The 23848-nt window shown below is 66.6% G+C and carries 31 protein-coding genes; 7 read left to right on the top strand and 24 right to left on the bottom strand.

From position 1 onward, the window contains the following. Positions 1 to 29 precede the first annotated feature (29 nt). The 18 genes from SALPAC2_RS0118985 to SALPAC2_RS0119080 all read right to left on the bottom strand — a co-directional run bounded on the left by SALPAC2_RS0118985 (position 30) and on the right by SALPAC2_RS0119080 (position 10003). A complete protein-coding gene (locus tag SALPAC2_RS0118985) occupies positions 30 to 794 on the bottom strand; it encodes a DUF5131 family protein (protein WP_018218219.1) in 765 nt (254 codons plus the stop codon). Between the two features lie 45 nt (positions 795 to 839). Further along, entirely contained in the window at positions 840 to 1652 is an 813-nt protein-coding gene (locus SALPAC2_RS0118990) for an adenine nucleotide alpha hydrolase family protein (RefSeq protein WP_018218220.1), read from the bottom strand. Then, the gene (locus SALPAC2_RS0118995) at positions 1649 to 1921 is read right to left on the bottom strand and encodes a hypothetical protein (protein WP_018218221.1); all 273 of its coding nucleotides are present in this window, start codon (positions 1919 to 1921) and stop codon (positions 1649 to 1651) included. Before SALPAC2_RS0118995 ends, SALPAC2_RS0118990 begins: the two co-directional genes overlap by 4 nt. A gap of 389 nt (positions 1922 to 2310) precedes the next feature. Next, positions 2311 to 4518: a cell division protein FtsK gene (locus SALPAC2_RS0119000; protein WP_018218222.1), complete on the bottom strand. Its 2208-nt coding sequence runs from the start codon at positions 4516 to 4518 to the stop codon at positions 2311 to 2313. Continuing rightward, complete coding sequence (locus tag SALPAC2_RS0119005) at positions 4511 to 4852, bottom strand: hypothetical protein (RefSeq protein ID WP_018218223.1); 342 nt, start codon at positions 4850 to 4852, stop codon at positions 4511 to 4513. The genes SALPAC2_RS0119000 and SALPAC2_RS0119005 overlap by 8 nt, the downstream gene beginning before the upstream one ends. 341 nt (positions 4853 to 5193) lie before the next feature. Further along, entirely contained in the window at positions 5194 to 5331 is a 138-nt protein-coding gene (locus SALPAC2_RS27370) for a hypothetical protein (RefSeq protein ID WP_018218224.1), read from the bottom strand. Between the two features lie 87 nt (positions 5332 to 5418). Next, positions 5419 to 5886 (bottom strand): DUF3307 domain-containing protein, encoded by a 468-nt coding sequence (locus SALPAC2_RS0119020; RefSeq protein WP_018218225.1) that lies wholly within the window; start codon positions 5884 to 5886, stop codon positions 5419 to 5421. A 294-nt stretch (positions 5887 to 6180) separates the two neighbouring features. Continuing rightward, the gene (locus tag SALPAC2_RS27580) at positions 6181 to 6342 is read right to left on the bottom strand and encodes a hypothetical protein (protein ID WP_018218227.1); all 162 of its coding nucleotides are present in this window, start codon (positions 6340 to 6342) and stop codon (positions 6181 to 6183) included. A 45-nt stretch (positions 6343 to 6387) separates the two neighbouring features. After that, a complete protein-coding gene (locus tag SALPAC2_RS27585) occupies positions 6388 to 6555 on the bottom strand; it encodes a hypothetical protein (protein WP_018218228.1) in 168 nt (55 codons plus the stop codon). Between the two features lie 92 nt (positions 6556 to 6647). Further along, complete coding sequence (locus tag SALPAC2_RS27375; RefSeq protein WP_018218229.1) at positions 6648 to 6806, bottom strand: hypothetical protein; 159 nt, start codon at positions 6804 to 6806, stop codon at positions 6648 to 6650. A gap of 79 nt (positions 6807 to 6885) precedes the next feature. Next, entirely contained in the window at positions 6886 to 7071 is a 186-nt protein-coding gene (locus tag SALPAC2_RS0119045; protein ID WP_018218230.1) for a hypothetical protein, read from the bottom strand. 21 nt (positions 7072 to 7092) lie between these two features. Continuing rightward, positions 7093 to 7947 (bottom strand): hypothetical protein, encoded by an 855-nt coding sequence (locus SALPAC2_RS0119050; protein WP_018218231.1) that lies wholly within the window; start codon positions 7945 to 7947, stop codon positions 7093 to 7095. Next, positions 7944 to 8435: a hypothetical protein gene (locus SALPAC2_RS0119055; RefSeq protein WP_018218232.1), complete on the bottom strand. Its 492-nt coding sequence runs from the start codon at positions 8433 to 8435 to the stop codon at positions 7944 to 7946. Before SALPAC2_RS0119055 ends, SALPAC2_RS0119050 begins: the two co-directional genes overlap by 4 nt. Then, complete coding sequence (locus SALPAC2_RS0119060) at positions 8435 to 9112, bottom strand: NUDIX hydrolase (protein ID WP_018218233.1); 678 nt, start codon at positions 9110 to 9112, stop codon at positions 8435 to 8437. Before SALPAC2_RS0119060 ends, SALPAC2_RS0119055 begins: the two co-directional genes overlap by 1 nt. Continuing rightward, on the bottom strand, positions 9102 to 9278 hold the full coding sequence (locus SALPAC2_RS27590) for a hypothetical protein (RefSeq protein ID WP_018218234.1): 177 nt from the start codon (positions 9276 to 9278) through the stop codon (positions 9102 to 9104). Before SALPAC2_RS27590 ends, SALPAC2_RS0119060 begins: the two co-directional genes overlap by 11 nt. Next, on the bottom strand, positions 9275 to 9577 hold the full coding sequence (locus SALPAC2_RS0119070) for a hypothetical protein (RefSeq protein WP_018218235.1): 303 nt from the start codon (positions 9575 to 9577) through the stop codon (positions 9275 to 9277). Before SALPAC2_RS0119070 ends, SALPAC2_RS27590 begins: the two co-directional genes overlap by 4 nt. Positions 9578 to 9594: 17 nt before the next feature. After that, the gene (locus SALPAC2_RS27595) at positions 9595 to 9738 is read right to left on the bottom strand and encodes a hypothetical protein (protein ID WP_018218236.1); all 144 of its coding nucleotides are present in this window, start codon (positions 9736 to 9738) and stop codon (positions 9595 to 9597) included. A 28-nt stretch (positions 9739 to 9766) separates the two neighbouring features. Further along, the gene (locus SALPAC2_RS0119080) at positions 9767 to 10003 is read right to left on the bottom strand and encodes a DUF6284 family protein (protein ID WP_018218237.1); all 237 of its coding nucleotides are present in this window, start codon (positions 10001 to 10003) and stop codon (positions 9767 to 9769) included. Positions 10004 to 10687: 684 nt separating this feature from the next. Here SALPAC2_RS0119080 and SALPAC2_RS26410 point away from each other — a divergent pair. Continuing rightward, positions 10688 to 11515: a GntR family transcriptional regulator gene (locus SALPAC2_RS26410; RefSeq protein ID WP_080636952.1), complete on the top strand. Its 828-nt coding sequence runs from the start codon at positions 10688 to 10690 to the stop codon at positions 11513 to 11515. A gap of 1 nt (position 11516) precedes the next feature. After that, a complete protein-coding gene (locus SALPAC2_RS26415; RefSeq protein ID WP_080636953.1) occupies positions 11517 to 12335 on the top strand; it encodes a glycosyltransferase family 2 protein in 819 nt (272 codons plus the stop codon). 344 nt (positions 12336 to 12679) lie between these two features. Here the strand turns inward: SALPAC2_RS26415 and SALPAC2_RS26420 are convergent, their stop codons facing one another. Further along, a complete protein-coding gene (locus tag SALPAC2_RS26420; RefSeq protein WP_223874077.1) occupies positions 12680 to 13069 on the bottom strand; it encodes a hypothetical protein in 390 nt (129 codons plus the stop codon). 350 nt (positions 13070 to 13419) lie between these two features. Between SALPAC2_RS26420 and SALPAC2_RS0119100 the strand changes: the two genes are divergently transcribed. Beyond that, entirely contained in the window at positions 13420 to 13965 is a 546-nt protein-coding gene (locus SALPAC2_RS0119100) for a hypothetical protein (protein WP_033661798.1), read from the top strand. A gap of 156 nt (positions 13966 to 14121) precedes the next feature. After that, a complete protein-coding gene (locus tag SALPAC2_RS25070) occupies positions 14122 to 14424 on the top strand; it encodes a cyclic-phosphate processing receiver domain-containing protein (RefSeq protein WP_050563132.1) in 303 nt (100 codons plus the stop codon). A 420-nt stretch (positions 14425 to 14844) separates the two neighbouring features. On the opposite strand, the gene SALPAC2_RS26430 is transcribed toward SALPAC2_RS25070, so the two are convergent. Further along, complete coding sequence (locus SALPAC2_RS26430) at positions 14845 to 15531, bottom strand: GNAT family N-acetyltransferase (RefSeq protein ID WP_080636954.1); 687 nt, start codon at positions 15529 to 15531, stop codon at positions 14845 to 14847. Further along, on the bottom strand, positions 15528 to 16742 hold the full coding sequence (locus SALPAC2_RS0119110; protein WP_223874076.1) for a hypothetical protein: 1215 nt from the start codon (positions 16740 to 16742) through the stop codon (positions 15528 to 15530). Before SALPAC2_RS0119110 ends, SALPAC2_RS26430 begins: the two co-directional genes overlap by 4 nt. 1108 nt (positions 16743 to 17850) lie before the next feature. On the opposite strand from SALPAC2_RS0119110, the gene SALPAC2_RS25080 reads away from it, so the two are divergent. Beyond that, complete coding sequence (locus SALPAC2_RS25080) at positions 17851 to 18909, top strand: GNAT family N-acetyltransferase (protein WP_223874075.1); 1059 nt, start codon at positions 17851 to 17853, stop codon at positions 18907 to 18909. Here SALPAC2_RS25080 and SALPAC2_RS0119120 read toward each other — a convergent pair. Continuing rightward, positions 18805 to 19455: a futalosine hydrolase gene (locus tag SALPAC2_RS0119120; RefSeq protein WP_018218244.1), complete on the bottom strand. Its 651-nt coding sequence runs from the start codon at positions 19453 to 19455 to the stop codon at positions 18805 to 18807. The two genes, SALPAC2_RS25080 and SALPAC2_RS0119120, sit on opposite strands and share 105 nt — an antisense overlap. Beyond that, positions 19452 to 21041 (bottom strand): MFS transporter, encoded by a 1590-nt coding sequence (locus SALPAC2_RS0119125; protein ID WP_018218245.1) that lies wholly within the window; start codon positions 21039 to 21041, stop codon positions 19452 to 19454. Before SALPAC2_RS0119125 ends, SALPAC2_RS0119120 begins: the two co-directional genes overlap by 4 nt. 85 nt (positions 21042 to 21126) lie before the next feature. On the opposite strand from SALPAC2_RS0119125, the gene SALPAC2_RS0119130 reads away from it, so the two are divergent. Then, complete coding sequence (locus SALPAC2_RS0119130) at positions 21127 to 21975, top strand: DUF3027 domain-containing protein (protein ID WP_018218246.1); 849 nt, start codon at positions 21127 to 21129, stop codon at positions 21973 to 21975. Between the two features lie 18 nt (positions 21976 to 21993). Here SALPAC2_RS0119130 and SALPAC2_RS0119135 read toward each other — a convergent pair whose 3' ends face one another. Then, the gene (locus tag SALPAC2_RS0119135; RefSeq protein ID WP_018218247.1) at positions 21994 to 22239 is read right to left on the bottom strand and encodes a DUF2530 domain-containing protein; all 246 of its coding nucleotides are present in this window, start codon (positions 22237 to 22239) and stop codon (positions 21994 to 21996) included. Between the two features lie 50 nt (positions 22240 to 22289). On the opposite strand from SALPAC2_RS0119135, the gene SALPAC2_RS0119140 reads away from it, so the two are divergent. Continuing rightward, on the top strand, positions 22290 to 23801 hold the full coding sequence (locus SALPAC2_RS0119140) for an NCS2 family permease (RefSeq protein WP_033661797.1): 1512 nt from the start codon (positions 22290 to 22292) through the stop codon (positions 23799 to 23801). Positions 23802 to 23848: the final 47 nt, after the last annotated feature.

The raw sequence follows: 23848 nt of genomic DNA on the forward strand, positions 1-23848 counted from the left end.
GGGTTTTGGGGTTACTCGGCGCTGCTGACTTACACCGCTACCGGTACCCGGTCTGTCGAGGGCATCTGGTCCCAGATGCGTCCGTCGAGGGTTCGCCCGCCAGCTTTTGGAGTGCGGCCGCCCCACTGTTTGAAGAAGAACGGCACACCATCTTCGGCGCAGCGGTCCCGCGCTGTGCGCGCCCAGTCCGGGGCCATCGGCCGGGCGGACGGCCCGGACTCGCCTCCGACGATCACCCAGTGCATTCCGGTCAGATCAATGGTGGTTAACGGTCCGAGTAGGGGTTCGGCGGAGACGAACCGCACCGCTGCGGGAACTTGACGCAGATGCTTTAGGCGGGCGAGCTGCCCGGCGTTTTCCACGCTGACGCCCATCCACACGTTGGCGGGCCAGTCGAACAGGTGCGCCACCTTGGCCAACCGCGCGGCCCGTTTGGTCAGGATCTGATAGGTGTGCTGCGGCGTTGCCGCCATTACGTCGAAGACCTCCTGGATGAACGAGGTCGGCACGCGGGCGTGGAACAGGTCCGACATCGAGTTCACGAACACCATCCGCGGCTGCTGCCACCGCAGCGGAAGCCTTACCGCGTCCGGGTGCAACGTCACCGCGAATCCAGGACCGGACGTGCGGGGATCACCGTCGTTTTGGTACTTCGTCGAACCCATCGCCTTTAACCGCTTGGCCAGCGTTAGGGCGTAGCAGTTGTCGCAGCCTGTGGAGATGCGGTCGCAGCCGGTGGTGGGGTTCCACGTGGCCTCGGTCCACTCGATCGCACTGTGATTAGCCACGGCCATCCCCTCTCTTATGATCGACATTTGTCGTACATACGTTCAGTGCGGTCACGTGAAGCAGGCTCTGTTGTCACACAGCGCGTCGTTGTCGGTGGGGTCGAAGCCGGGCAGCATGTGTTGCGCGGCGGTGATGGCGGTGGCTAGGGGCTGGTTGAATCGGGTGAGGTAGACGGGATCCTTGCCCAGCACGCCGCGCCGGGCGTTGAGTAGGTCTTCCAGCGCGCACGCGCGGGCGAATAGCTCCGGTCGGTCGCGGCGCGTCTCTGCCCATGTAGAGGGCCGCCGGAACGGGCAGAACCAGCATGCGCTTTTGGGTGGTACCGGTAGGCCGGCGGCGCGAATGATCTGCTGGCAGTCGTGTCGGCGTAGTGGCGGGTCGTGGTCGAGTAGTGGGTAGGTGGGCTGCTCGTAGGGCATGGCCCGGCGGTTGTTGACGCGCTCGATCTCGTCAAGGCTGATGCCGATGCCCACGGTGGCCGGGGTGTCGGCACTGGCGCCGTGGGCTTTGAGCCACTTGCCGATTACCCGAATTTTGAAGTCCGCCGTGCAGGATCTGGTGCCGGGTGCCCCGTTGGACATGCGTACCGGTATCGGTAGTGACCGGCTACCGGGGCGGGTTAGCCGGCCGTACAGAGTCTCCCGCGTGCCGTCGCGTCGGACACGGTGCAGCTCGTGAAGCTGGATGCCGTGCAGCGCCGCGTAGGGCTTGGCGTACTGCTCTAGGTAGTCCAGGGTTGCGGGGTCTTCGGAGTCGTCGCCGACGTTGGCGAATAGGAACACCGGGAAGTCGATCCGCCCCGTGGCGGCCAGCACCAGGGCTGCGGTTGACTGCACCCCGCCGCCGTAGGAGAACACGTTCACGCGGCACCTCCGGTTCGGTTCGGGAACGGCAGCACGGTCGCGCCCTGGTCGCTGGTGGTGGTTCGGCGGGCGAGGCGTGCCGGTCGGCCGTTGGTGGTGGTGATGGTGAGGCGTAGGTAGAGGCGGGATCGGCCGGTGTCGGCGCCGGCCATCGGGTGGTGTTGGCCACGCTGGGCGAGCCGGCCGGCGGCGGTTAGGGCGTGGGTGGCGGCGTCGAGTTCGGCGGGGGTGCCGGCCAGCCACACTTCCAGGCCGGTGATGGTGGTCATCGGTGGGCCTCTGCGCGGAGGCGGCGAAAGACGTTAACGACGCGTCGGCCGGTGCGAAGGCGGATGCCGTGGCGGCAGCGGCGGCAGGTTTGTGGCCGGTGAAGGACGCGGGTGGTGGTGTGGCCTGTTCCGGCGCAGCGTTGGCAGGTTTTGAACGGGGAGATCCAGCACAGCCCGGCGTAACCGAGCGTAACGGCCAGGGTTGCGGCGGTGAGGGTGCTAGCAGCGGTGAGAAGGGGGGTCACAACGGCCTCCAGGGCGGTTTTTTGGGTGTGTGGGGCCGTGAGCTGCTAGGTACTAGACCGCAGCTCATGATTTCGATGGGGTGCTAGCAGCTCTGCTAGGCCTAGCAGGTTGGGGTGCTAGGCCTAGCAGGCTGCGCGGTCACGTCAGCTCGACCGTTTGCGGTTACGCTCCGCGATTGTTTTGATGAGGTGTTCGTGGCTGATGCCACGCCGGGTGGTCTCTTTGCCGTCGGGCAGCCGCCCGTATACGTCGGCAACCTTGATGATCGTGTGGGGCTTGAGTGCGGCGGTGAGTTGCGCTGATTCCCACCCCTGGTAGGCCTCGGGCCGCAGCTCGGCCAGCAGACCGCACAGTGTCTCGTTCCACGCCTTCTTCTCGTCACCGGGCCAGACGCGGGCGAGGTCGGCGAGCACGTCGGCGACCGGGGCGACGGCGCGGGTCTGCTCGTCCGGTGCGGGGAGGGTGCCGGCGGTTTGCCGCAGCGCGACGGCGCGGGTGACGACGCGGCCGGCGGCGGTGGTGTCGACGTAGAACGAGCGCACTGCTGAGGCTTTGGGGCCGAAGCCGCGCAGGATGCCCCATCCGGCTTCGCTGACGGGCTGGAACACGGTGGCGCGGTAGCCGTTCTTGTAGGCCGACGTGCCGAGGATCATGTCGTTGGCGGTCTGGTCGGCCACGGACAGGCAGAACCGGGAGTTGACGTTGCGGGTGATGCCGGTGGGCAGGCTGTCCTTGTCGGGGATCTGCGTACCGATCAGGATGATCACCCCGAGCGCCCGACCAAGCTTGATGACCTTCTCCAGGAGCTCTCCGGCGTCTTTGCCGTACTTGCTGGTCATCAGCTCTTGCAGCTCATCGAACCAGGCCACGAGCGGGTGCAGGCCGGACCCCTTGAGCGATGCGAGTTCGGGGGTGACCTTGTTCTCCGGGGCCTTGCCGAGGCGGGCGTAGTGCTCGATGCGCTTGGAGCGGCGGCGGCACTCCTCATACAGCCACTCGATGAACGCGAAGCACCGGGCGAGGGTGTCATCGTCAAAGCCGTTGCCGTACTCGGCCATTACCGGCTCAAGGACGGCGAAGTCCCCGACGCCTTTGAGTTCGTAGCCCCGGATCTCGGTACGCGGGTCCAGCGCGGCGGCCAACACGAGGTCGCGTAGCGCGAACGTCTTCCCGGAGCCGGGCTGACCACCGAACAGCCAGTTGCGGAACATCAGATCCACGCTGACCGTGTCCAGCCTCGGGGTGGTGGCGAACGCGAACGGCTTGAACACGTCCACCTTCGCTGAGGGCGATAGCAGCGGCCACGCGGGCTGTTTCATCTGCGACGCCGGCTCGTACCCGACCCACAACGCCAGCCGGCCCGTGTGCCCTGGTGCCGGTTCGGGCCACACCTGATCCAGCGGCAGCCGCATCGCTGAGGCGAGCTTGCCGCGGCGGGCCACCACCTCGGCGGCCTCCACGCCGTAGGGCAGATCCACGACGGCGAGGTGGCCGGGCCCGTCACGGTGAATGTCGACCGGGAAACTGATCGCTTTCGCGTCCCGTGCCACCGCCGAGTTGATGGCCGACATTTGCAGCGAGGTCAGCGCCCGGCGCACCAGCTCGGCGGTGAGCTTGCGGTAGCGGCTGCCCTCGGTAACCCGGTCGGTCAACGGCTTGTCCGCCGGCCGCCCGAGCGTGGCCAACAGCGGCACCAACGCCGCCAGCGCAACCCACCGCCACCAGGCGGGCCCCACCGCGAGCACGATCACCCCGGCGACCACCGCCCCGGTGCCCCCGGCGAGGACCCACCACCGCCACACGCTCTGGCGTTGCCGCCGGGCGTCGAGCTTCATCCAGGTGTCGGCGTCGCCTCGGGTCGCGGCGGCCTGCCGCAGATGCCAGTTGCCTTCCTCGGCGGTAGCCCAGTGCACCGCCCGGCCGGCACCCCGCACCAGGCCGATCGGCGCGTACACGGCCGTCTTCGCCGCGTACTTCGGTAGCCGCACCGAGTGGTAGGCGGCCACATAGCCGGCGTCCTTGCTCTGATGCCGCACCGCCGCCCGCAACGCGCGACCAGACCGCGCCCAATCAGCCAGAATCGGCCGCCGCTGACGCTGCCGCGCCACCACATCCCGAGGAATGTCCTCAGCAGCGTCAACCGGCCCACCATCACGGCCTGGACCGTCATCAACGCTCTCCGCGTCCTCGGTGTCCTCGTCGGTCTCGTCAGGCGGGCTACCAGATGCACCACGGCGCGACCGTGCCACGTCCAGGTCCACCACCTCGGCGTCCGGGCCGATGGTGGAGTCGGTGAGGTCCACTTCGGCGGCCTGCCAGTCGAAACGGCCATCATCAGGGGAGCTAGCCACGGCGGTCCTCCTTGCCGGTCGCGCGGGTAGTGGTGATGTCGGTACACAGCCGGGCGTCGGAATCGATGTGCCACGGCGACGTGCGCGTCAGGCCACGCGCGGTCAGCGCGTCGGCCACGGCAGCGAACTCGCCCTCATCGGGCCGGTCAGGGGTGCCGTTGCGCCTCGGGAGGGTCCTGACCCACTCGGTTCCCTGCGTGCAGTGAATGAGCAGCAGGTAGCCGCCTGACGCGGCGGGGGCGATCGTGGCCCGTAACGGGGTGCCCAGCCACCAGCGGGGGCGGGGACGCACACGGGCGACGGCTCGCCGTAGTGCCTGGATGGGTGACAGCATCAAAGGGTCTCTCCTGTGGTGTGAGTAGCGAGATCGGGAGGGGCCGGTGGCACGGCGTGGTTGTCGAGGCCGGTGCCGTGCCACCGGGCGGGGTTAGGACTTGTGTTTGCGGGCGCAGACCGGGCAGGTGATCGTGGTGCCTGCCGGCATCTCCACCTCGCCGGCGAGGTCCACACCACACAGCCCACGTAGCGCTTTTTGCGGGGGTTCAGGACATGCACGGCAGCAGACGCGGTCGGCGGTGTACGACCGAACATTGCGGTTCCCTTCCAGCGGCCAGACGGTCTGGCGGCCTCCGCGCACCACCGGGTGATGGGCCGGTGGTGACGGGGGCGGTCAGATCAGTTCTTTTTGGTCTTTTTCTGGACCATGTCTCGGATGCCGGTCAGGCCGCCTACCAGCATCTGGTCGTGTGTGGTGCACAGGGCCGCGCCTTCCCAGGCGACGGGCTTGCCGCACCAGCAGGTCTTCTTCGCCATGTCGTTCACTCCTTCGCTGGCCGGTCGGTCTGACCGGTCCCCGCGTGCCACCGGCGGGCGGTGGGTGCCGGTGGCCACGGGGAGCGGTCAGGCCGCGCAGAGCAGTGCGGAGGCGAACAGAAACGCCACGTGCCAGGACTGGTCCAGGGCGTAGGCGCCGGTGCCCAACGAGGGGTTGTCGCCTCGGTCGGGCCGGGGAGCACCTAGGGCGTAGAAACGGGCCAAGCCCAGGGCAGCGGCGATTCGGGCGAGGGGGGTGCGCCGGTCGGCGATGTAGTGCGATATCGCCGAGACGGTCAGTCCGGCGCTGACCGCCCACGGGTCCAGCCGCAGGCCGGTGCCAGCCATCAGAATCACCAGCGCTACCAGGGCGGTAAGGGTGTATGTGGCGACGTGAGCGGCGCAGGCAAGCCGCCCCGGCCAGCCAGGACGGCCTTTGTGGTCGGCTTGGTGTTGCGACTGGATCCAATGGTCACCCACCTGGTGAGCGACGTAGAGGGCGACGAACACGGCGGCGAACGTCGCAGCGTGCCCGCTACTCGGATCTGCGAACATGAGGGGACTCCCAAGGTCGGTAGGTGCGGCTATGCGTCGGTTGCGCCGCAGCAGCGGCAGGTGCGTCCTCGGTTGAGCGGGGCGCAGGCGGTGTTCACCGGCCGACCCGGGTACCGCAGTTGCCATAGGTCGCGGTGACTCCGGAGCTGGTGACGGTGACGTTGTGCCAGTTGCTGCTGTTGCCGCAGGTCGGGCAGATCATCTTCACGGGTTCCTCTCCGGCGGCCAGACGTTCTGGCGGCCACCACCCGACACCAGCCCCGCCGGGGTGGTGTCGGACGGAGGCAGTCAGGGTTAGCGGCGGCGGCGCAGGAGGCGGGTCAGGGGGCCTTCGGTGATCGTCTGGGTGGTGTACTCGTCGTAGCCGCGCAGGTGCCGCGGCAGAGTCGTCTCGACCACCTCCACCCGCCCCGACTCGGTAACCTGGTGGCCGTACTCCTTCTTGGTGCCGAACATGCGAGAGGTCCTTCCGATGCGAGGGATAAGGGCCGGTGGGTCAGGTCAGCGCCGCCACCAGGGAATGTCCTTCTCGGCGGCGATCACGCGGGAGTTGGCGTCCAGGTACTCCGCTGTCACGTCCTTGCTCTTACGGCTGATCCGCTCCAGCTCACGCCGGGCATCACGGTGACGCTGGATCGCGGCCTTCTTCTCGTCCTTGCTCTTGCCCATGTCGGGCGCTCCCTTCCGGCCGTCCAGGCGGTCTGGCGGCCACCACCCGACACCAGACCCGCGGGGCTGGTGCCGGACGGAGGCGGCCAGGGTCAGTGGCGGTGGCGGCGGGCGATTCGGTCAGCGGCGGCCTGGCCGCGGCTACCGGCGGGGAGCCGGGCCTCGCGGGTGGCGGTCACGGCGATGCTGGGGCAGTAGCCGCAGCGGCCGGTGTCCTTGCAGGTGCAGGCCGGGGGCGTATTCTTGGCCATTCGGATCGGACTCCTGTCCGTGAAGGGCGCCGGCGGCACAGCGGGTTTCCTAGGCCGTGTGCTGTGTCGCCGGGCGGGGCTAGCGGGTCTTGCAGGTGCCGTGGCAGGTCGGGCAGGTGTCGTAGAACTGGCCGCCGGAGCACGAGCAGTTGCGGGCGGTGTGCTTGGGGTCGTTCCAGCGAGGGCAGGACCGTTTGGTGGAGCCGGTGGCGTTGCAGGTGGGGCAGCCGTTGCGCTGGTACTGCCAGGTCTGCTTGCGGGGCATTTGGTCTCCTTCGCGGCGGGGTTAGTCGTGGGTGCGGACGAGGTGGGCCAGGGCGGCGCCCATGCCGAGCACGGCGACGGGTAGGCAGGACACGAGGGTGGTGATCCACCAGGGGGCGACGGTGACTCCGGCGGCCACGAGTAGGTGGTAGGCGACCTGGCCGAGCGCGCCGATCGCGAGGGAGCCGAGCGCGGACCATTTGGCGAATGTGCGTGCCCGGGGCGGTACTCGGCCGGACAGCCACACGTAGAGGGCGTATGCGCCGTAGGTCTCTACCCCGATCGGCAGGGTGATCGCGGTGTCCAGGGACAGTGAGTCCCAGATGCCCGGTAGTGGGTGGACCACGCCGAACCCGGTGAGTCCGCCGAGGCCGACCCACCCGGACCAGATCGCTACGAAAGCCGGCAGGGCCAGCAGGATCACCGGCCACACGACCGCCGGCCGGGCCGGCGGGTCGGTGATGTTGGTGTCCGGGGATTCGACCGGGGCTGGCTGCTCTTTGCGTTCATCGGCCGGTGCCGGCTGGGTGGGGGTGGTGTCTGGGGCGGGCTGCGATTCGTCCGGCGGCGTGCCCGGGTCCGTGTTGGTGGTGTTGGCGGCGGGGGTGGGGTCGGTCGGGAACAGGATCGGCCGGTCGGCGAGGCTGCCGCGTACCACCATCGCGGTGTGCAGTGTGTCCGTCTGTTCCTGCCGGGCACGCTCATCGGCGAGTAGCTGCAACAGGGCTTTGGCTTTGTCTGGTCCGATCCGGAACTCGCGCATCAGCCGGTTTCGTGACGGCAGCGCCTCCAGTTCCTGGGTCAGCTTGCGCGCTTTAGGCAGCAGGTCGTCCACCGGTTGCGGGTACGTGCTGCCGTTGATGGTGGGGGCAGTCATGACGCTCCTTCCCAGGTGTAGGAGGCGGTTACCGCCAGGTCGTCGGCGAGGTGCAGCAGCATCGACGCAGCGGCCGACAGGCTCAGACGGTCCGCCTCACCGATGTCGGCCGGGGTTTGCTCGACCATCGCCGCGCGGGTGACCTTGATCCCCGCGACAACATCTGCCAGCGGTAGCCCAGCCGGCCCGAACTTCGTAAACCAGGCGTTCAGCAGGGAAACCGCTGTCGCGTAGGCACCGGCGACGCCTTTAGCCCACGCGTGCCCGTACGGGTCGACATGTTCGGTGCGGTCCGCGTCGTGAACGGCGGCAGCGCCCCGTGTGGTCCACTCGGCGCGGATCTGCTCCGGTGAGAGCACCTTGCGGCCGTTGATGATCAGGTGGCCGGTGTAGGACACCACCGTGCCGCGCCGGTCGGTGCTGACAGTGGAAGAGCCGGTAGCGCGGATGCTGACACCGGCCAGCGTCGTCAGGCGGCAGGTCGGCATCACACACCTCCGTTCAGCAGGGCGGCGAGCATGGGCCGGTGGGCCGGAAACACCCCGCCGTCGTAGCCGTCGTGCAGGTGGTCGACCACGCAGTCGTAGTCCAGGGCGGGCACCCACACGGCGCGGCGGGCGTCGTCCATGCCGTCCACGTCCGGCAACGCGCCGAGGTACTCGCCCAGGTCGAACCGGACGGGGGTGGTAACCATCCACGCCTCGTCCGAGGCCCGGGGGTCGGGCACGTACCGGGCGGGCAGCACCTCGTAGGGCTCCCGCCCGGGGTCGATGGTCAGGCCGGTTTCCTCGGCAAGCTCCCGCACCGCGCCAGCTAGGGCGGTCTCGCCCGGGTCGAGGTGCCCTCCGGGAAGCGCCCACCCGTGGTCGTCGTCGCGCTCAACCATCAGGAGCCACGGCCACCCGTGCCGGGTGGTGGCCATGACGATGGCGTCAGCGCACTGCGCCTCTCCCCAGTGGCCCAACTCGTTGCGGCCGAACCTCACTCCGGTCGGGGCGTACGGGTTGACCGGCCGCCCATTGACCAGGGGAAACGGGATAGCGGCGGTAGCCCGGCGGGCGTTCCAGTTGATGGTGGTGGGGTCCATGGTCGGATCGGCCCACGGTTCTCCGGCGGCGATGCCGGCGAGGACGGACGGGTGGGTAAAGGTGCGCTCAGTGCTCACGGCTACCTCCGGTCGGGGCGGTCGGGTGGGTGGTGTGCTCGCGGCGGATCACGGCCGCGGTCGACTCGGCGTGGTTCTCCACCAGCAGCCGGGCGACCGCGGCTATGGCCAGGGGGATGCCGGTGCCGCCGGCCACGATCAGCAGCACGTGATGTGTGGCGCTCACGCCGCAACCGCCTCAGGCAGGAACTGCGGCGGGGTGTCGATGAGGGGTTCGCAGCAGTGCAACCGCACCCGCACACCCCGCCAGACGCCCCACACATTGGTCAGCACCTTCGGCACGTCATCCCGGTTGTAGGGCTGGGTGTGGCGGGCAGTACCCGAAAGCCGCATATGCACGACCCACCGGTGCAGGTCGGCGTGCGTGGCAAAGGCCAAATCCAGCCCGAACTCGTCGGACACCGTTACCGACTGCGGTGTCGGAAGACCGTCGCAGGCCATCGCCGCTGCGGCGGTGAACAACATGTCAGGGATTGGCGTGGTCACTGGCCACCCCCAGCAAGCGCGGAGGCAAACTCGCCGATCCCCGAAGCGACCTGCCGCACCATGCCCGCGGCGTTACCCGGGTTACTGATTACGTAGAACGCGACGAAGGCCAGCACGGCCCAGGCAAGAATCTTGCGCATCGAAACCTCCAAAGAGGGGCTCAGGGGGTTAGGCCGCATCGCGGCGCGGCCCAGGGGCACGAGCGGCCAGCAGGTCGCGGGCCTCACGCAGCACCTGCCGCTGCGCCCGGCGCACCTGCTGCCGAGTCACATCAGTCAGGCCGAGACGCAACACCGCGATCTGCGCGTCCAGCAGCAGCACCTCGGCCTCAATCAGCGGCATCTCCGCCGAGAGCTCGGCCAGGTCAGTCGAGGTCGGCCCATCAAGGCCATCCAGATCAGTCACTTACGGTTCCTCCGACGCTTGCCCGCCGCGCTCCGGCGGCGGGGAACACAGGTAGACGGCCGGCAGGACCGGCAGCGGGTCTGATCCGGTGCCAACGGCGCGATCTCGCCGCAGCCGCGGCACTCCCGCCAACAGGCAGAACCAGAGATCGTCAGACGCACAGAATCGGTAAGAGACGGCATGTCGGTGCCCTCACTTCGCAGATCAGCGACCCAACCCGCGGGCGTACCCTGGGGGCAGGTCATGTCGGAAAAGGTGTGATCGGAAAAGGGGCGGTGCGTCACCACCGCCCGTTGAATCGGCCCTGTTAGAGCCGTAGGTGCCCCTGACCGGTGTTGCTTCACCGGTCAGGGGCCAGCAGCGCCAAAGCGCTGCGATGTACAGCGACCGCTATGGGCCGCTTACTGCTGGCACCTTCCGCATGTCGCTTCCCAGCGATCCCGGGTCGGATGCCTGACCGTTCGTTACAGCGCAGCCGGTCAACGCTGCCTCTATGGACGTGTCAAAGATCAACCGAACACGGCATCTCGGGACGTACGGCAACGCGTAAGCGACGCCCCGAGGACCGGCCGGTTAGCTACCTCTGTACCTCGGTACCGAGGTGAGGAGTACGTTAGGGCATGGTGGCCCAGTGCGCAAGCACTTCGCTACCGAGGTCCCGAACCTGCTGGTAGCATCCGACAAATGCAGCCAGATCGAACGCTGGGTACCGTCCCCTTGCATGACCAGATTGCCGACGATCTTCGAGCGCGAATCGCGTCCGGCGAGTACGCGCCAGGGCAGTCGCTGCCGTCGGTCCGACAACTTCAGGAGCGTTGGGGTTGTGCTGACGGCACAGTCCGCGAAGCAATCGCGATCTTGCTGGGTGAAGGTCGCATCACCAGTAGCCGAGGGGCGCGAGCTCGGGTGCGAATTCCCCCCACCCGCAGTGAGCTTGCTATCTCGATCAGCCCGGAAGCCGCCCAAACGCAGAAAGATCTGGCGCTTAAGTCTGAAGAAGAGCGCGCAGCGACGGGTGCCGTAGAGTTGGCTCTCGGTATGCCAATCAACCAAACTAGATTCACTGCAACGTATTCAAGGGTGCAGGCGGATCATGAGTTGGCTACAGAGTTCGATGTGAAGGTTGGCACAGAGCTACTCAGGCGTTCCTATCGAACCGTAAACAGGGATAGTGGTCGCTTAGTCCTCTCAAGTGTTTCACATGTGCCCGTTGCGCTAGTCGAGCAGAACCCAGAGCTGCTAGACGAGAAGAACGAGCCATGGCCAGGTGGGCACTGGCATCAACTGCACACCGTCGGTATAGAGATCGACCGGCTTGACAACTCAATAATTGCGCTTCAGCCAACCACTCGTCAGCGTCAGGATTGGGGCATGGACCCGGGGGTGCCGCTGCTCTGTCTGCGTAGTCGATCCGTGGACACTCTCGGACGGGTAGTGGAGGTTGCCGACTCAACCTATCCGGCCGACCGTACGGCTGTCCGGTATAGCCATCAACTCAAAAGGTGGGAGTAGCGTGCCGACCCTATCGATTATTACAGCCGCTTACGCGCCGGGTGCGGCGTACCTGAAGGAAACGATCGCCGGTGTTGAGCAGCAAGAACTTCCTGCTGGTTGGCAGCTTGAGTGGGTCGTTCAGGAAGACGGTGCAGCGCCATCTCTGGCGCATGAGTTCGCCACCGTAAAATCAGTTCTGTATGAGGCGAACGGCGTTCAGTTGGGTGCAGCGGCGACGCGAAACCTTGCCCTCTCCCGGGCGTCAGGTGATCTGATTCAGGTACTCGATTCGGATGACGTTCTGTTGCCTGGCGCGCTCGGCGCGCTCATGCCAGCTTTTGATGACAATCGCATTCATTGGGCTGTTGGGCAAGCTGATGACCTGATGCCGGACGGTTCCAGAGTTCCATGGGATTCCGCCCTTGAGTATGGGACAGTTCCGGCGGGAAGCGTAAATCGATGGGCTGCGTCGCATGGCGGAAATTGGCCGATCCATTGCGCAGGGCTAATGCTCAGAGCATTGTCGCTTCGCGCTATTGGCGGATGGGTTGGGTTGCCAGGGGATGAGGATATCGCAATGTTTGCCGCCTTGTCTGAGATCGGAGACGGTTGCAACGTAGATAAGGTGACCTGGCTATATCGGCAGCATCCGCAGCAGATTACGAGATCAGGGGCGACTCGGCACCTGAGCGAGGATTGCCGCCGTCTCGCGCTTCAGCGGGCCAAGGCGGTTCAGCTAACCGGGCTTAACTTTGCAGGCCAGGGAAGTTGCGGCTTCGTCCCGAACGCCCATCTGGTTGACGTCGGACCGGCGCTTAAGGGGGAGAAGCCGATCTAGCCTGGAACGCTCTGGTTGAGCCTTGTCGTCGTGTCTGCGTCGTCATGCTCGGGCTGAACGGCGTTTTCGCAGGTCAACGGCTTGTTCGTGGCGCTCTGTAAATCCGTCGCGAAAGCTTCGAAGGTTCGAATCCTTCACCCGCCACCAGGTGCGAAAAGAGGCCCCTGACCAGCGCAAACGCCGGTCAGGGGCCTCTTTCGTGAGTCTCACTCAGTCCCGCTTCAGCCCGCTCGATCTCGCGGGTCGTGTCGTATTCGCGTCGTCGAGCGGGGCGGGTAGCTAGAGCCTCGCGGTCAGCTTGTCCATAGCCTCGACGCAGTTGAGTTTGTAGTCCTCGTAGACAGTCACGCGGTGTCCCATGACATCCAACTTCCCGGAGTTGAGGGCGTAGAGCGGGCACCCGCGCGCGAACGCCACCACCCCGGTCGTCTGGAAGTCCCGGATGTCGACCAAGCCGTTGTCGATGTCGTCGAACGTGAGATCTCCGAGTGGCTCGCCATGAGCTTCTTCACGTCGACCGTGATCGAGCGCAGCACCGCTGCATAGGCGGAGGCTGGGCCCATGTACTGCGTCAGCCGGTTCTTCGCGATCACGTGCACCTTCGGCAGCGTACGGCCGGCGTTCTGGAGCCGGGGGGCGAAGGCGTAGGTCGCGTAGATGTCAGACGGCAGCTTCAGGCCGTAAATCAAGGAGAACGCGTTCTGGATCCTCCGGCGCGAGGAGTCGTCGGCCATGACCGGCAGCACCAGGCGGTCTACCGCAGACGGCGGGCAGCTCTCCGAGTCGGTCTACGACCGGTGGTGGAAGCTGGCCCGAGAGAGGGCGCTGACCGAAACTCACGTCGTCTCGCCGCTCGTCCGCCGGCCCTACGACCTGCGGCATGCGGCGGCCTCGCTCTGGCTGAATGCCGGCGTCCCGCCCCCACCGAGGTCGCCCGGAGCCTGGGCCACGGCGTCGCCGTCCTGCTTCGGGTCTACGCCAACTGCATCGACGGGGGAGACGACACCATGAACGACAAGATCGGCGATGCGCTCGGATGATCACCTATCGTGCTGAGCTTGTGTCTAAACATCATGATGGCGGGATGGCATGGGAGTGGCTTGGACCCGTCACAACCGCTGTGGTTGGCGTCGCCGGTGTAGCGGGCACCGTCTGGACTGCCTCCTCAGGCAGGCGGCATCAGATCGACCTCACCAAGGCCCAAGGCGCGATCAGCCTGGCTGTGAGCTTGGCCGCCGAGAAGCGCCTGGTCTACGCCAAGTTCCTGCAACGCGCTCACGTCGCGTTCGAGGAGGCCCGGATTCTAGTAGGGGCAGGCGATGCGATGGCGTTGGAGGATTCGTCGATGCCCACACCTCCACCTGGGGTCACGTACACGGCTCGTTACAGGAGTGGCACTCCGTTCGCCCTCGCCATGACCGAATTGAGCAAGAGTCACAGAGAAGTGGTCATCTCGGGAGGGCTTCGGATCGGAAGCCAGGCCACGACGGTGATGTGCGCCATCGGCGGGTACGCGACCGGCTTGGAGGACGTGTGGGCCGTTAACCGCATCATTGCGGAAACGGGGCGGCTGATGCACGAGGATGCGATGCGCCCCGCCGGACTGGAACTTTCCTCCGAGTCGGCCTGACGGAGGGCTGTGGGCAGGACTGCCCTTTGTGGGCACATGGTGGGCGGTCGGCCAGCTCGCGCTACCGACGGGGAGAAAACAAGCAGGTCAAAGGCAAAGGAGCAGCCAAGATCGCCGACGCCCCTACGCTCATTCGTTGACGGCCGCAGTGCGGACGTGGCCCGTACCAGTACAGCCGGCGTGGAACTGCTCGAGCGTTGCCACGATCAACGGCTGGACGAGCTATGGCTTGATCATGACCTCGGCGAGGATGACACGATCTGGCCGGTTGCCGAGGTTCTGGAGCGCGCTGCCTTCGACGGTCGACCGTTCGATGTGGGTGTGATCAACATCCACTCCGCCAACCCAGCCGGAGTGGCGAAGATGGCCCAGGCCCTCCGACGTTGGGGCTACCGCGTAAACATCGCGTCGAACTCGCCGGATGTCGCCTACCTCGACACCCCTACCGCCACGCAGTGACCGGTCCCCGTCAAAGAGGCTTCGAAAGCCGTCCGCCCTGCGGGAAGGTGCGGTTGGGTCACCTATAACGATCTCGACCATTGCCACACCAGAAAATTGGCATAGCCGGCGACAGCATGATGACCCGCCGACTCCATTGTCGTGGTCACTGACAGCCTCCGGGTTTCCGCGGAGATAGAAATATCGACGGCGGTGAGTTTTCATCGCCTTCAAACACGGTACCAAGACGCGCAGTGGCCGCGTGCGTCACTGTCGATTTTCCATGGATTGGAAGGATGTCAGAAATTCGCGTTCGGGCGAGGTGCAGCCGTTGTAGCCTGGGCAGAGTCTCCCGGTCGGGACAGTGATTCGGCAAACCGCTGTCCCGACCGGGAGCTACGCTCTTTTACCTCTCAACGCTTTCGTTGTTCGAGCGGACCTTTAGCTGTGCCCGATGTCACCCGGTAGGCTTGCAACAAGGTTCGCCTTGAATGGTGATGGCTGGACGTGGGCGGTAGCGCGTTCTGAGTCGGTTGACTCTTCTAACCGAGCTAACGAATCATCCAATGGCCCGGGCTGGTCAAGTCGCCCTTCTGGGCGGTTCAACCGCATCGGATCTGAGCCGATATATGCAGTTGGACTCGTTGCTTGGGCTGGCGGCTCCGGTTCGGTCCGCTCCGAAAGCATTTCTACGTACTCATGATCTGAGAACACGAAAGGGCTTCCGACGGTGTGAAAGTCGTAGCCTTCGTAGAATTGCTGCAATCGAGACTGGGCATGCAGATAGAGGCGGTCGTACCCTTTTTGCCTGCTAAAGTCAATCATGAAGCGGAAGAGCTGGTGCCCGTACCCTCTTCCTCGGTATTTGGTGCGTATGGCCACACGTTCGAATTTGGCCGTATCTGGCAGGTAGCGGATCCGGGCCGCGAGCACCGGCTCTTCTCCCAGTAGTCCGACTATGTGGGTCGCGGAGTAGTCGTTGAGGTCGAACTCCTCCTGGTACGGACAATTCTGCTCGTGCATGTATACAATGGCGCGAACCAGGAAGGCTTTTTGCTTCTCCTCCTCATTCTCCACCATTTTGATGAGCAGCTCGTCTCCCGCTGTTTTGTCAGGAAGGGCGGTCACGACGAAACTTCCACCCTCTCCTCAAGCAGGCCATCGCGTATCAGGAAGACGCGTTCTCCCACCCGTACGGTGGTTTCGGCTTCGCGGAAGGAGCGAAGAATGTCTTCGATCACCCGGGGCGCGGTGCCCTGTTTTCCGTTGCGGATAGCTGTTGCCGAGACCTGATCCACACGGCGAACCGAATAGGGGTAGAGCCAACCGGCTTCGTCGTAGATTCGCCTGATCCACATTCCACCAAGGTCGCTGCCGTGGATACCGTGTAGTCGTTTACCTGGATTCTGCTCCCGTATCTTCCGGATCACGCCGTAGAAGCCACTGTTCAGGTACGTGTCCGGGAACGACAGTACCTCCACCTTGTCCGCCAGCCCTTCCTCCTTGACCGCCCACTGCATCATTTGCTTTCGTGTCTCGAATTCGTAAAACTTGTTCCCCGTGGGGAAGTAGTTCACGTGGACGTCGGCTTTTTCGGTCCGGCCGTACACCCGCATGCCGTTGTGGCGCTCCGCAATAGTGATTTCACCCTTACTCAGTGCATCTGCGTGAAGCTTCGGAATAATGGTGGAGTGGATAATGATCTTATCCAGTTTTCGCTCACTGAGTGCCTGTTTGACTATGGCAAGGTGGGTGTTATGGAACGGGTTGAAAGTGCCAAAGAAGATACCCACGCCTCCGGTGCGTGGACGTACCGATCGAATATCGGAGAGAATTCCGATGCCAATCACCAGCCCGCCGAAGAGTAGTCCGGAGAGGATGAAGACCGGTCGCATCCAGCCCACACCGACAGCCGCTACCGCAGTTACTACGATGTTGGATGCGAGTCCCCACGCGACGTTGCGGTTAACGTTGCCTATCTCCCGATTAGCCAAGGTGATGGCGACGTACTGAATTCCCTGGGACGCGGCGGTGGTCAGGAGCGAAATGCCCCATATACCGCCCAGTGCGTCAGCGTCGGCTAACGCGATAACGTTACCGTGAAGAAACACATAGAAAACTCCCAGGTTGAAGAGCCACTGAGCCAAGAATCGTCCCAGTCGGCCCGGTGTGACGAAGGCTGTTTTAAAGCACAGCCATTCATCTATCTTGTTGCTGATGCGGGAGTAGTATGGAAGAAAGATGCCTACGAAAACCGTTATCGCCAGGCTGGGATTTAGCCAGTCCTGATTCGGAAAAGCGTATGCGAAATACATCAAGGCACCCGCGAAGTAGCCCATCAGTGTTGAGGCGCTTCTTACGTATGCAATAAAGCGAGGCACGGCTTCCTGTTCTCCCCAAGGTTTCTCGCCGTCAGAGGTTTCTGATTTGGGCGAGCATGATTTGGTTGCTCACTTGCATTGCCCAGTCGGGCTTGAATCACCTTCCCGGTCGGCTTCCTGCAGTATCGAATCGAGATGTAGGCACCTTGATTTCGACGTTGCGGACGCTGGGCTGCCCTGGCTGACTTGGGCAACGATGATACATACACCCTGGATGCCAGAAATTTCACCGTTGTCCAGGGCTGCGCGGAGGTCGGACCGATGGCAATGGCCAAGGTTGGCGGTCCAGTGGACGTGGCTGTACCCGGCTCGCTCGATCGAGTGCTGTCGGGCCTTGTTGCAGGCCGGCCCTGCGGTTTTCGCAGGTAGGCGAGGTGGCTCATCGAGGGGAGTGGAACTCGGCATTCGACTTAAATCGATAGGTGACGGTTGTCGTTTCTGGCGGTGTCAGCATTCATCATGCTTTACCAGGTGTTTCGGTATTTGGTAAGAATGGGAAGGTTTTAATCGCTAGACGCCTAACATAGTGATAAAAGGCGTTGATATGGCTAGTTTTGTCCAGAATGGGGTACCGGTCCGGGGTGCGGCCCGAGGGTGGATTGGCGGTGCCTTGCTGTCGAGCTGCCCCGTCGATGGGAAGCAGGAAAGGTCGGTTTTCAGCGGATTTGGGGGCGTCCGCCGTGCGGTGCGGCAGCGGGGGCGTGTGTCGGTTGGTGCGTGCGGCAGCGGGTGCGTACGGCGGCGCGCGAATGGGGCGGCGGGCGTGCGTGCGGCGGCGGGTGCGTGTGCCGCTGGGCGGCAGGTGGGTCTGGGTTTGGTGGCCGCAGCGCCGTACAGCTGTGGAGTGTCGTCGCCGTTGGTCTCGCTGCTGGGGCAGCTCGACAGCTCCGGGATGCCTTATTGCCCCCGGTTTCCCTGCTCCACCACCCACCGGTCTGGCGGTCGGGTCAAGCTACCTCTCCGCCGAACCGCCGCGCGCCTGAACTTCGATGCTCTTTGTCCACAGCTTTATCCACAGGTTTACGGGCCCGTTGAAGCCCGCGCCCGTGCCCGGGAGCATCGTCCCGTGTCTTCCCAGCCCGAGGTGTGCTCCCGCCTCCAGCCCGAGGTGTGGTCCGGCCTCCAGCCCGAGGTGTGCTCCGGCCTCCAGCCCGAGGTGCGCTCCGGCCTCCACCCTGCGGCGCGGCTCGACCTCGGCGCCACGCTGCGTGCCCTGCGCCGTCGGGCCGATCTGAGCCAGCGCGAGCTGGCAGAGCGTTCGGGCGTACCAAAGAGCACGTTGGCGCGAATTGAGTCGCAGCCCGGGGCGGACCCGCGGCTGCGGACGGTCGAGCGCCTGTTCCATGCTGTCGGTGTTGAGCTCGTCGCCCGTTCACCCGGAACCGCTGAGCGCCTCGGCGGCGACCCTGGCGGAGCGGCGCGCGACGAGGGCGGACGTCGCTTCCCTGCCCACCTGGACGTGCGCCGGGTCCGCACCCTTGCGGACTGGCCGGGGGCGTGGTGGGCGTACTGGTACTCGCTGCCACCGGAACGCTGGCCGCTCCGGGTGCCGGATTACACCTACGACCTGGATCGCCGGCGCCGGGATGATCGGCGGCTGCGTCAGTGGCTTCCCGACGCCCTGCGGGTACATCGGCTACGAGACGGGCTACCGGAGAGTTCATGGCTGCTGGTCGCCGAACTGCCGGACGGGCGTCGAGTGGGCGAGTTGCGGGCGCACGAGCAGAGCGACGACCTCCTCCTCGGGTACGACCTGGGTGGTCTGCGGTCGCTCGTCCTGGATGGGGTCGTCGTCGCGCCCCGGCTACGCGAGATGGGCATCGGCCGCCGGTTGATCGCGCTACTCCGCGCCGAGATGAGCCGAGCCGGCCTGCGGAGCGTGCACGCGGTCGCGCGCGGCAACGGCGTCGGATTTCTACTCGCGTGCGGCTATCAACAGCAGCGTGACGGGTTGCTGCTGGCGCTGCGGTTCGATCTCCCCGACCGGCAATCGCCGGCCCGACCAGCTTCGACCGGGCCCTCAGCCGGGCAGGGCCGCGGCGACCTCGGTGAGGGCGGCGAGAGCCTCCCGGAGGCGCCAGGCGTCCCGGTCGCGGGGCCCGACCGGATTGGAGATGGTGCGTAATTCGACGAAGGGTAGGCCGGCTTGCGCGGCGGCGACGGCCACCCCGTAGCCCTCCATGGCCTCGGCCACCGCGTCGGGGTGCCGGCGGAGGAGCGCCTCGGTCCCGGCGACCGTTCCAGTGACCGTGCTGACCGTCAGCACCGGACCCACCGCGGCGGCCGGAAGCGCGGCCCGGAGGGCGGCGACCAGGTTCGGGTCCGCGGTGATGGCGGGGCCGGCGCCCAGCAACTCGGCCGGCATCCCGAGCTGGTCCACGGGGATGAAGCCCGCCGGGGAGTCGGCGCCCAGGTCGGCGGCGATCGCACTGGTGCCGACGACCGTCCCGCCGACCTCGACCCGGTCCGGGAAGCCGCCCGCCACGCCCGCGCTGACGACCAGGCGGTACGGGCGGCCAGCGGCCTCCGCTAGGGCCAGTAGCCGGGCGGTGCCGGCCCCGGCCACCGCCGGACCGACCCCGACCGGCGCTACGGTGACCGCTTGTCCCCGCCCCGCACGAACGGCCTCGGCCTCGGCGGGAACCGCGGTGACGACCAGGACCCCGGTCACGGGATCGGCCCCGGACGGCGCTCCTCATCGCTACTGCCCGGCCCGCCCACCGCCGACGACGGGCGGTAGAGGTGGAAACCAGGTGGTGCCGGGTCATCGTCGCCCCCGGTGCCGGGTCTCGGGGCGGGCGAGGTGGGGGTCGGGTCGTCGGCAGCGGGCTCGGTCAGGGGCGACTCGTCCTGGGTAACTTCGTCATCCGCCAACGGCCGGCCAGCCAGCCGTTCCGCCCGCAGCCGGCCCGCGACCAGGATGCCGCGGGCGGTGGCGAGCGTCGCGACCCCGGCGGAGACGGCGATGCCGAGCCGGCCGTCGAACGGGACGAGACCCAACCCGCCGCCGGCGACGAAGGCGAGCATCAGCGCCGTCTCCGAGTGGGCGAACGAGCTGGCCCGCAGCCGTTCGGGGATGCGCTCCTGGATCGAGGCGTCCACCGCGAGTTTGGCGATGCCGCTGGTCAGTGCGGTGACCAGGCAGAGCAGGGCGACCATCAACAGCGAGAACTTGAGCGTGGCGAGGACGGCCACCCCAGCGATGATCACCATGCCGCTGGACTGCAGCGCTGCCGGGCGATGGATCCGTAGCCGGGTGCCGATCGCGGTGGCCAGGAAGCTGCCGATCGCCAGCGCCCCGCCGACTAGCCCGAGGGCGGCCTCGTCGCTCAGGTCCCGGCCGAAGACAACGGTGGTCAGGTCGCCGGCCTTGATCGCGAAGGCCAGGAAGAGCAGCAGGAAGCCGTAGACCGCGCGCAGCGTGGCGGCGCCGATCAGGGTGGCGATGACCAGTCGGCCGTGCGGACCACCCCGGCCGAGGGGGCGGTCGCTGGAACTTCGTCGGAGCGCCCGCAGCGGGCGCGGTACCCGTTCGGGCGGCTCCGAGTCCGCCTTGGGTGGCAGTCGCAGGGCGATGACCATGCCGACCAGGAAGATCACCGATGCGACCCGGAGTGGCCACTGCGGACCGAACCAGAAGGCGGCCAGGCCGATCGGTGCGAGCAGGGCGCCGGCTATCGTGCCGTACACGCTGGCTCTGGCCCCGATCTGGGAGAGCCCGAGCCCGTCCGGGAGGAGCCGGGGTACGGCAGCCGACCGGGCAACGCCGTACGCGCGGGAGAGTGCCAGCACTCCGAAGGCCGCCGGGTACAGGCCGAAGCCGTGGATGTAGTCAGAGATCAGCCACGCCAGGAACGCCCGTCCGAGCATGCTGGTGGCCAGGGCGTACCGCCGGCCGTGCCGGAAGTGATCAAGCAGCGGGCCGACCACCGGGGCGAGGAGGGCGAACGGGATCATGGTTACCAGCAGGTAGAGCGCGACCTTGCTGCGCGCCTCTCCGAGCGGCACGTTGAAGAAGATCGTCCCAGCCAGACCGATTGCGATCAGGGTGTCCCCGGCGCAGGAGAGCGCGTGCAGGTCGAAGAGGCGGATCATGCCGGCTTCCCGGCCGGCGCCTCGGGCGCGGGCCTGCCCCACTGACCGGGTCATCCAGCGGCCGCTGTTGACCGAACCGCGCAGCAGCATGCGAACGGCCTTGACGCCGGTGCCGACAGTCCACCCGAGGAAGGAGCGCTCGGGGTGGAGGGAGGACGGCATGTGCACCAGTCTCACCCATCAGCCCGGTGTGCGCGCCACCACTGCCGTGTTTGGTTCGGGGAGTCCCTGTCAGGTGGTCCCACGCATGGGGAACAATGGTCGGGTGACCAGGTCCGCCTCCGCTCGTGCCCCCCGTCTCGACCAGGTCTGTGCCGCCGCCGTCGAGGTCGCTCGCGACGCCATCACCGAAGTTGACCCGGCGGATGTCGGCGACCATCTCCAGACCGTTGTCGAAGGTGATCGCCTCGTCACGCATTACTTCGAGTGTCGGCTCGCGGGCTATCGCGGCTGGCGCTGGGCTGTCACCGTCACCCGGGTGCCCCGCAGTCGCACGGTCACCGTGTGCGAGGCCGTGTTGCTGCCCGGGCCGGATGCGTTGCTCGCCCCGGGCTGGCTGCCCTGGCAGGAGCGGCTGCAGCCCGGTGACCTCGGCCCGGGTGACCTGCTGCCCAGCCCACCCGACGACGACCGGCTGCAGCCCGGTTACCTGCTCTCCGACGACCCGGCGGTCGAGGAGGCCGCCTGGGAGTTGGGTCTCGGCCGGGCGCGGGTGATGTCCCGGGAGGGGCGCGGCGAAGCCGCCCAACGGTGGTACGACGGCGACCACGGGCCGACCGCACCGATCGCCACCGCCGCTCCGGTGGCTGCCCGCTGCGGGACCTGCGGCTTCTATCTGCCGCTCGCCGGGGCGCTGTGCCAGTCCTTTGGCGCCTGCGGCAACCTCTTCGCTCCGGATGACGGCCGTGTGGTCAGCGCCGATCACGGCTGCGGTGCGCACTCGGAGATTCTGGCCGGGAACCCCGAGACCCCCGCCGAGGAGCTACCAACCGTCTACGACGACAGCGCGGTGGAGGCCGTGTCGGTGCGCGAGGCCGACCCGTCGGCCGAGGTGGCGGAGGCTGCCAAGGTGGCGGAGTCGAATGGCCAACCGTGAGGTGATCGTCGACGTGGGTCAGTGACCGGCGCGGCGGCGACGTCGGTGCGAGTCGTGCCGCATCATCACGGCGAGACCGGGCAGGCCCAACAGGAACCCAGCCAGACAGGTCCAGAGCCAGCCCTCGCGACCGGTTTCCACCAGCTGGTCGCGGAAGAACAGCAGCACGACTCCGGCGATCGCCCAGCCCGCCATCCCGGCGAGGGCGAACGGCACCATCGGCGGGTCGAGCGGTTCGGTCCGGCGTTGCGGCTGCTTCAGCACGGAGCCAGCGTACGGGATCAGTTTTTCTGGCGGGCCGACGATCTGCGACGATGCGGCCGACGAGACGAGAGAGCACCTGCGAGGACCCGATGGCAGTAGCCCCGCCCGACGATGCCACGCCGCCCGCGACACCGCGGAACGGCTTCGACCGCTACTTCAAGATATCCGCCCGCGGTTCGACGCTAGGCCGGGAGGTACGCGGTGGGCTGGCGACCTTCTTCACGATGGCCTACATCGTGGTGCTCAACCCGCTGATCCTCGGCTCCGCCGTTGACGGCGCCGGGGAACGGCTGCCGATTCCGGCGCTCGCCGCGGCGACCGCGTTGGTCGCCGGCCTGGCGACGATCCTGATGGGCGTGGTGGGCCGGTTCCCGCTGGCGGTCGCCGCCGGTCTCGGCGTCAACGCGCTGGTCGCGTACGAGATCGCCCCGGAGATGACCTGGGCGGACGCGATGGGTCTGGTGGTGATCGAAGGTGTGATCATCGCGGTGCTGGTGTTGACCGGGCTGCGTACCGCGGTGTTCCGCTCGGTGCCCACCCAGATGAAGGCGGCGATCGGGGTCGGCATCGGGCTGTTCCTGACCATCATCGGTCTGGTTGACGCGGGTTTCGTCCGGCGGCTCCCGGACGCTGCGAACACGACCGTCCCGGTCGGCCTGGGCATCGGCGGCAAGCTGGTCAGCTGGCCGATGTTGGTCTTCGTGGTGGGTTTGCTGCTGACGCTGGTGCTGGTGGTGCGCCGGGTCAAGGGCGCGATCCTGATCGGGATCCTCGCCTCGACCGGGCTGGCGCTCGTCATCGAGGCGTTGGGCAACATCGGCCCGTCGGTGGTCAACGGGGTGTCGAACCCCAAGGGCTGGTCGTTGACCGTGCCCGAGTTGCCGAGCCGAATCCTGGACGTGCCGGATCTGTCGCTGCTCGGCCGGTTCAACGTGCTCGATTCGTGGAGCCGAGCCGGCTGGCTGGTCGTACTGATGTTCATCTTCACGCTGATCATCACCGACTTCTTCGACACGATGGGCACGATGGTGGCGGTCGGTCAGGAGGGTGGGATGCTCGACGAGCAGGGCACCCCGCCCCGGGCGAAGGAGATCCTGCTGGTCGACTCGATCGCCGCGGCCGGCGGCGGCGTCGCGAGCGTGTCCAGTAACACGGCGTACATCGAGAGCGCGGCCGGTGTCGCGGAGGGTGCCCGGACGGGCGCGGCCAACCTGGTCACCGGGGCGCTCTTCCTGCTGGCGATGTTCCTTACGCCGTTGGTGTTGGTGGTGCCCTTCGAGGCCGCGTCCACCGCGCTCGTGGTGGTCGGGTTCCTGATGATGACCGCGGTGCGGACCATCGACTGGACCGACTTCGAGATCGCGATCCCGGCGTTCCTCACGATCGTGTTGATGCCGTTCACGTACTCGATCTCCAACGGTATCGGTGCCGGCGTGATCGTGTACGTGTTGATGAAGGTCGCTCGGGGTAAGTCGCGGGAGGTGCACCCGCTGCTGTACGGCGTGGCCGCCCTCTTCGTGCTGTACTTCCTGCGCGGACCGATCGAGTCGGTACTGCTGTGACGCGGGGCGCGGGGCCGGTCAGCTGACCGGCCCCGCGCCCCGCGTGG

This window comes from Salinispora vitiensis (assembly GCF_000378825.1).
GTDB classification, from domain to species: domain Bacteria; phylum Actinomycetota; class Actinomycetes; order Mycobacteriales; family Micromonosporaceae; genus Micromonospora; species Micromonospora vitiensis.

What these genes read in the sequence shown, in the direction of transcription:
- SALPAC2_RS0118985 (WP_018218219.1), bottom strand. Translation starts at nt 794, where the DNA reads ATGGCCGTGGCTAATCACAGTGCGATCGAGTGGACCGAGGCCACGTGG.
- SALPAC2_RS0118995 (WP_018218221.1), bottom strand. Translation starts at nt 1,921, where the DNA reads ATGACCACCATCACCGGCCTGGAAGTGTGGCTGGCCGGCACCCCCGCC.
- SALPAC2_RS0119005 (WP_018218223.1), bottom strand. Translation starts at nt 4,852, where the DNA reads ATGCTGTCACCCATCCAGGCACTACGGCGAGCCGTCGCCCGTGTGCGT.
- SALPAC2_RS27370 (WP_018218224.1), bottom strand. Translation starts at nt 5,331, where the DNA reads ATGGCGAAGAAGACCTGCTGGTGCGGCAAGCCCGTCGCCTGGGAAGGC.
- SALPAC2_RS0119020 (WP_018218225.1), bottom strand. Translation starts at nt 5,886, where the DNA reads ATGTTCGCAGATCCGAGTAGCGGGCACGCTGCGACGTTCGCCGCCGTG.
- SALPAC2_RS27580 (WP_018218227.1), bottom strand. Translation starts at nt 6,342, where the DNA reads ATGTTCGGCACCAAGAAGGAGTACGGCCACCAGGTTACCGAGTCGGGG.
- SALPAC2_RS27585 (WP_018218228.1), bottom strand. Translation starts at nt 6,555, where the DNA reads ATGGGCAAGAGCAAGGACGAGAAGAAGGCCGCGATCCAGCGTCACCGT.
- SALPAC2_RS27375 (WP_018218229.1), bottom strand. Translation starts at nt 6,806, where the DNA reads ATGGCCAAGAATACGCCCCCGGCCTGCACCTGCAAGGACACCGGCCGC.
- SALPAC2_RS0119045 (WP_018218230.1), bottom strand. Translation starts at nt 7,071, where the DNA reads ATGCCCCGCAAGCAGACCTGGCAGTACCAGCGCAACGGCTGCCCCACC.
- SALPAC2_RS0119050 (WP_018218231.1), bottom strand. Translation starts at nt 7,947, where the DNA reads ATGACTGCCCCCACCATCAACGGCAGCACGTACCCGCAACCGGTGGAC.
- SALPAC2_RS0119055 (WP_018218232.1), bottom strand. Translation starts at nt 8,435, where the DNA reads ATGCCGACCTGCCGCCTGACGACGCTGGCCGGTGTCAGCATCCGCGCT.
- SALPAC2_RS0119070 (WP_018218235.1), bottom strand. Translation starts at nt 9,577, where the DNA reads ATGTTGTTCACCGCCGCAGCGGCGATGGCCTGCGACGGTCTTCCGACA.
- SALPAC2_RS27595 (WP_018218236.1), bottom strand. Translation starts at nt 9,738, where the DNA reads ATGCGCAAGATTCTTGCCTGGGCCGTGCTGGCCTTCGTCGCGTTCTAC.
- SALPAC2_RS26410 (WP_080636952.1), top strand. Translation starts at nt 10,688, where the DNA reads ATGCAGCCAGATCGAACGCTGGGTACCGTCCCCTTGCATGACCAGATT.
- SALPAC2_RS26420 (WP_223874077.1), bottom strand. Translation starts at nt 13,069, where the DNA reads ATGGCCGACGACTCCTCGCGCCGGAGGATCCAGAACGCGTTCTCCTTG.
- SALPAC2_RS0119100 (WP_033661798.1), top strand. Translation starts at nt 13,420, where the DNA reads ATGGCATGGGAGTGGCTTGGACCCGTCACAACCGCTGTGGTTGGCGTC.
- SALPAC2_RS0119110 (WP_223874076.1), bottom strand. Translation starts at nt 16,742, where the DNA reads ATGGGCTACTTCGCGGGTGCCTTGATGTATTTCGCATACGCTTTTCCG.
- SALPAC2_RS0119125 (WP_018218245.1), bottom strand. Translation starts at nt 21,041, where the DNA reads ATGCCGTCCTCCCTCCACCCCGAGCGCTCCTTCCTCGGGTGGACTGTC.
- SALPAC2_RS0119130 (WP_018218246.1), top strand. Translation starts at nt 21,127, where the DNA reads ATGGGGAACAATGGTCGGGTGACCAGGTCCGCCTCCGCTCGTGCCCCC.
- SALPAC2_RS0119140 (WP_033661797.1), top strand. Translation starts at nt 22,290, where the DNA reads ATGCGGCCGACGAGACGAGAGAGCACCTGCGAGGACCCGATGGCAGTA.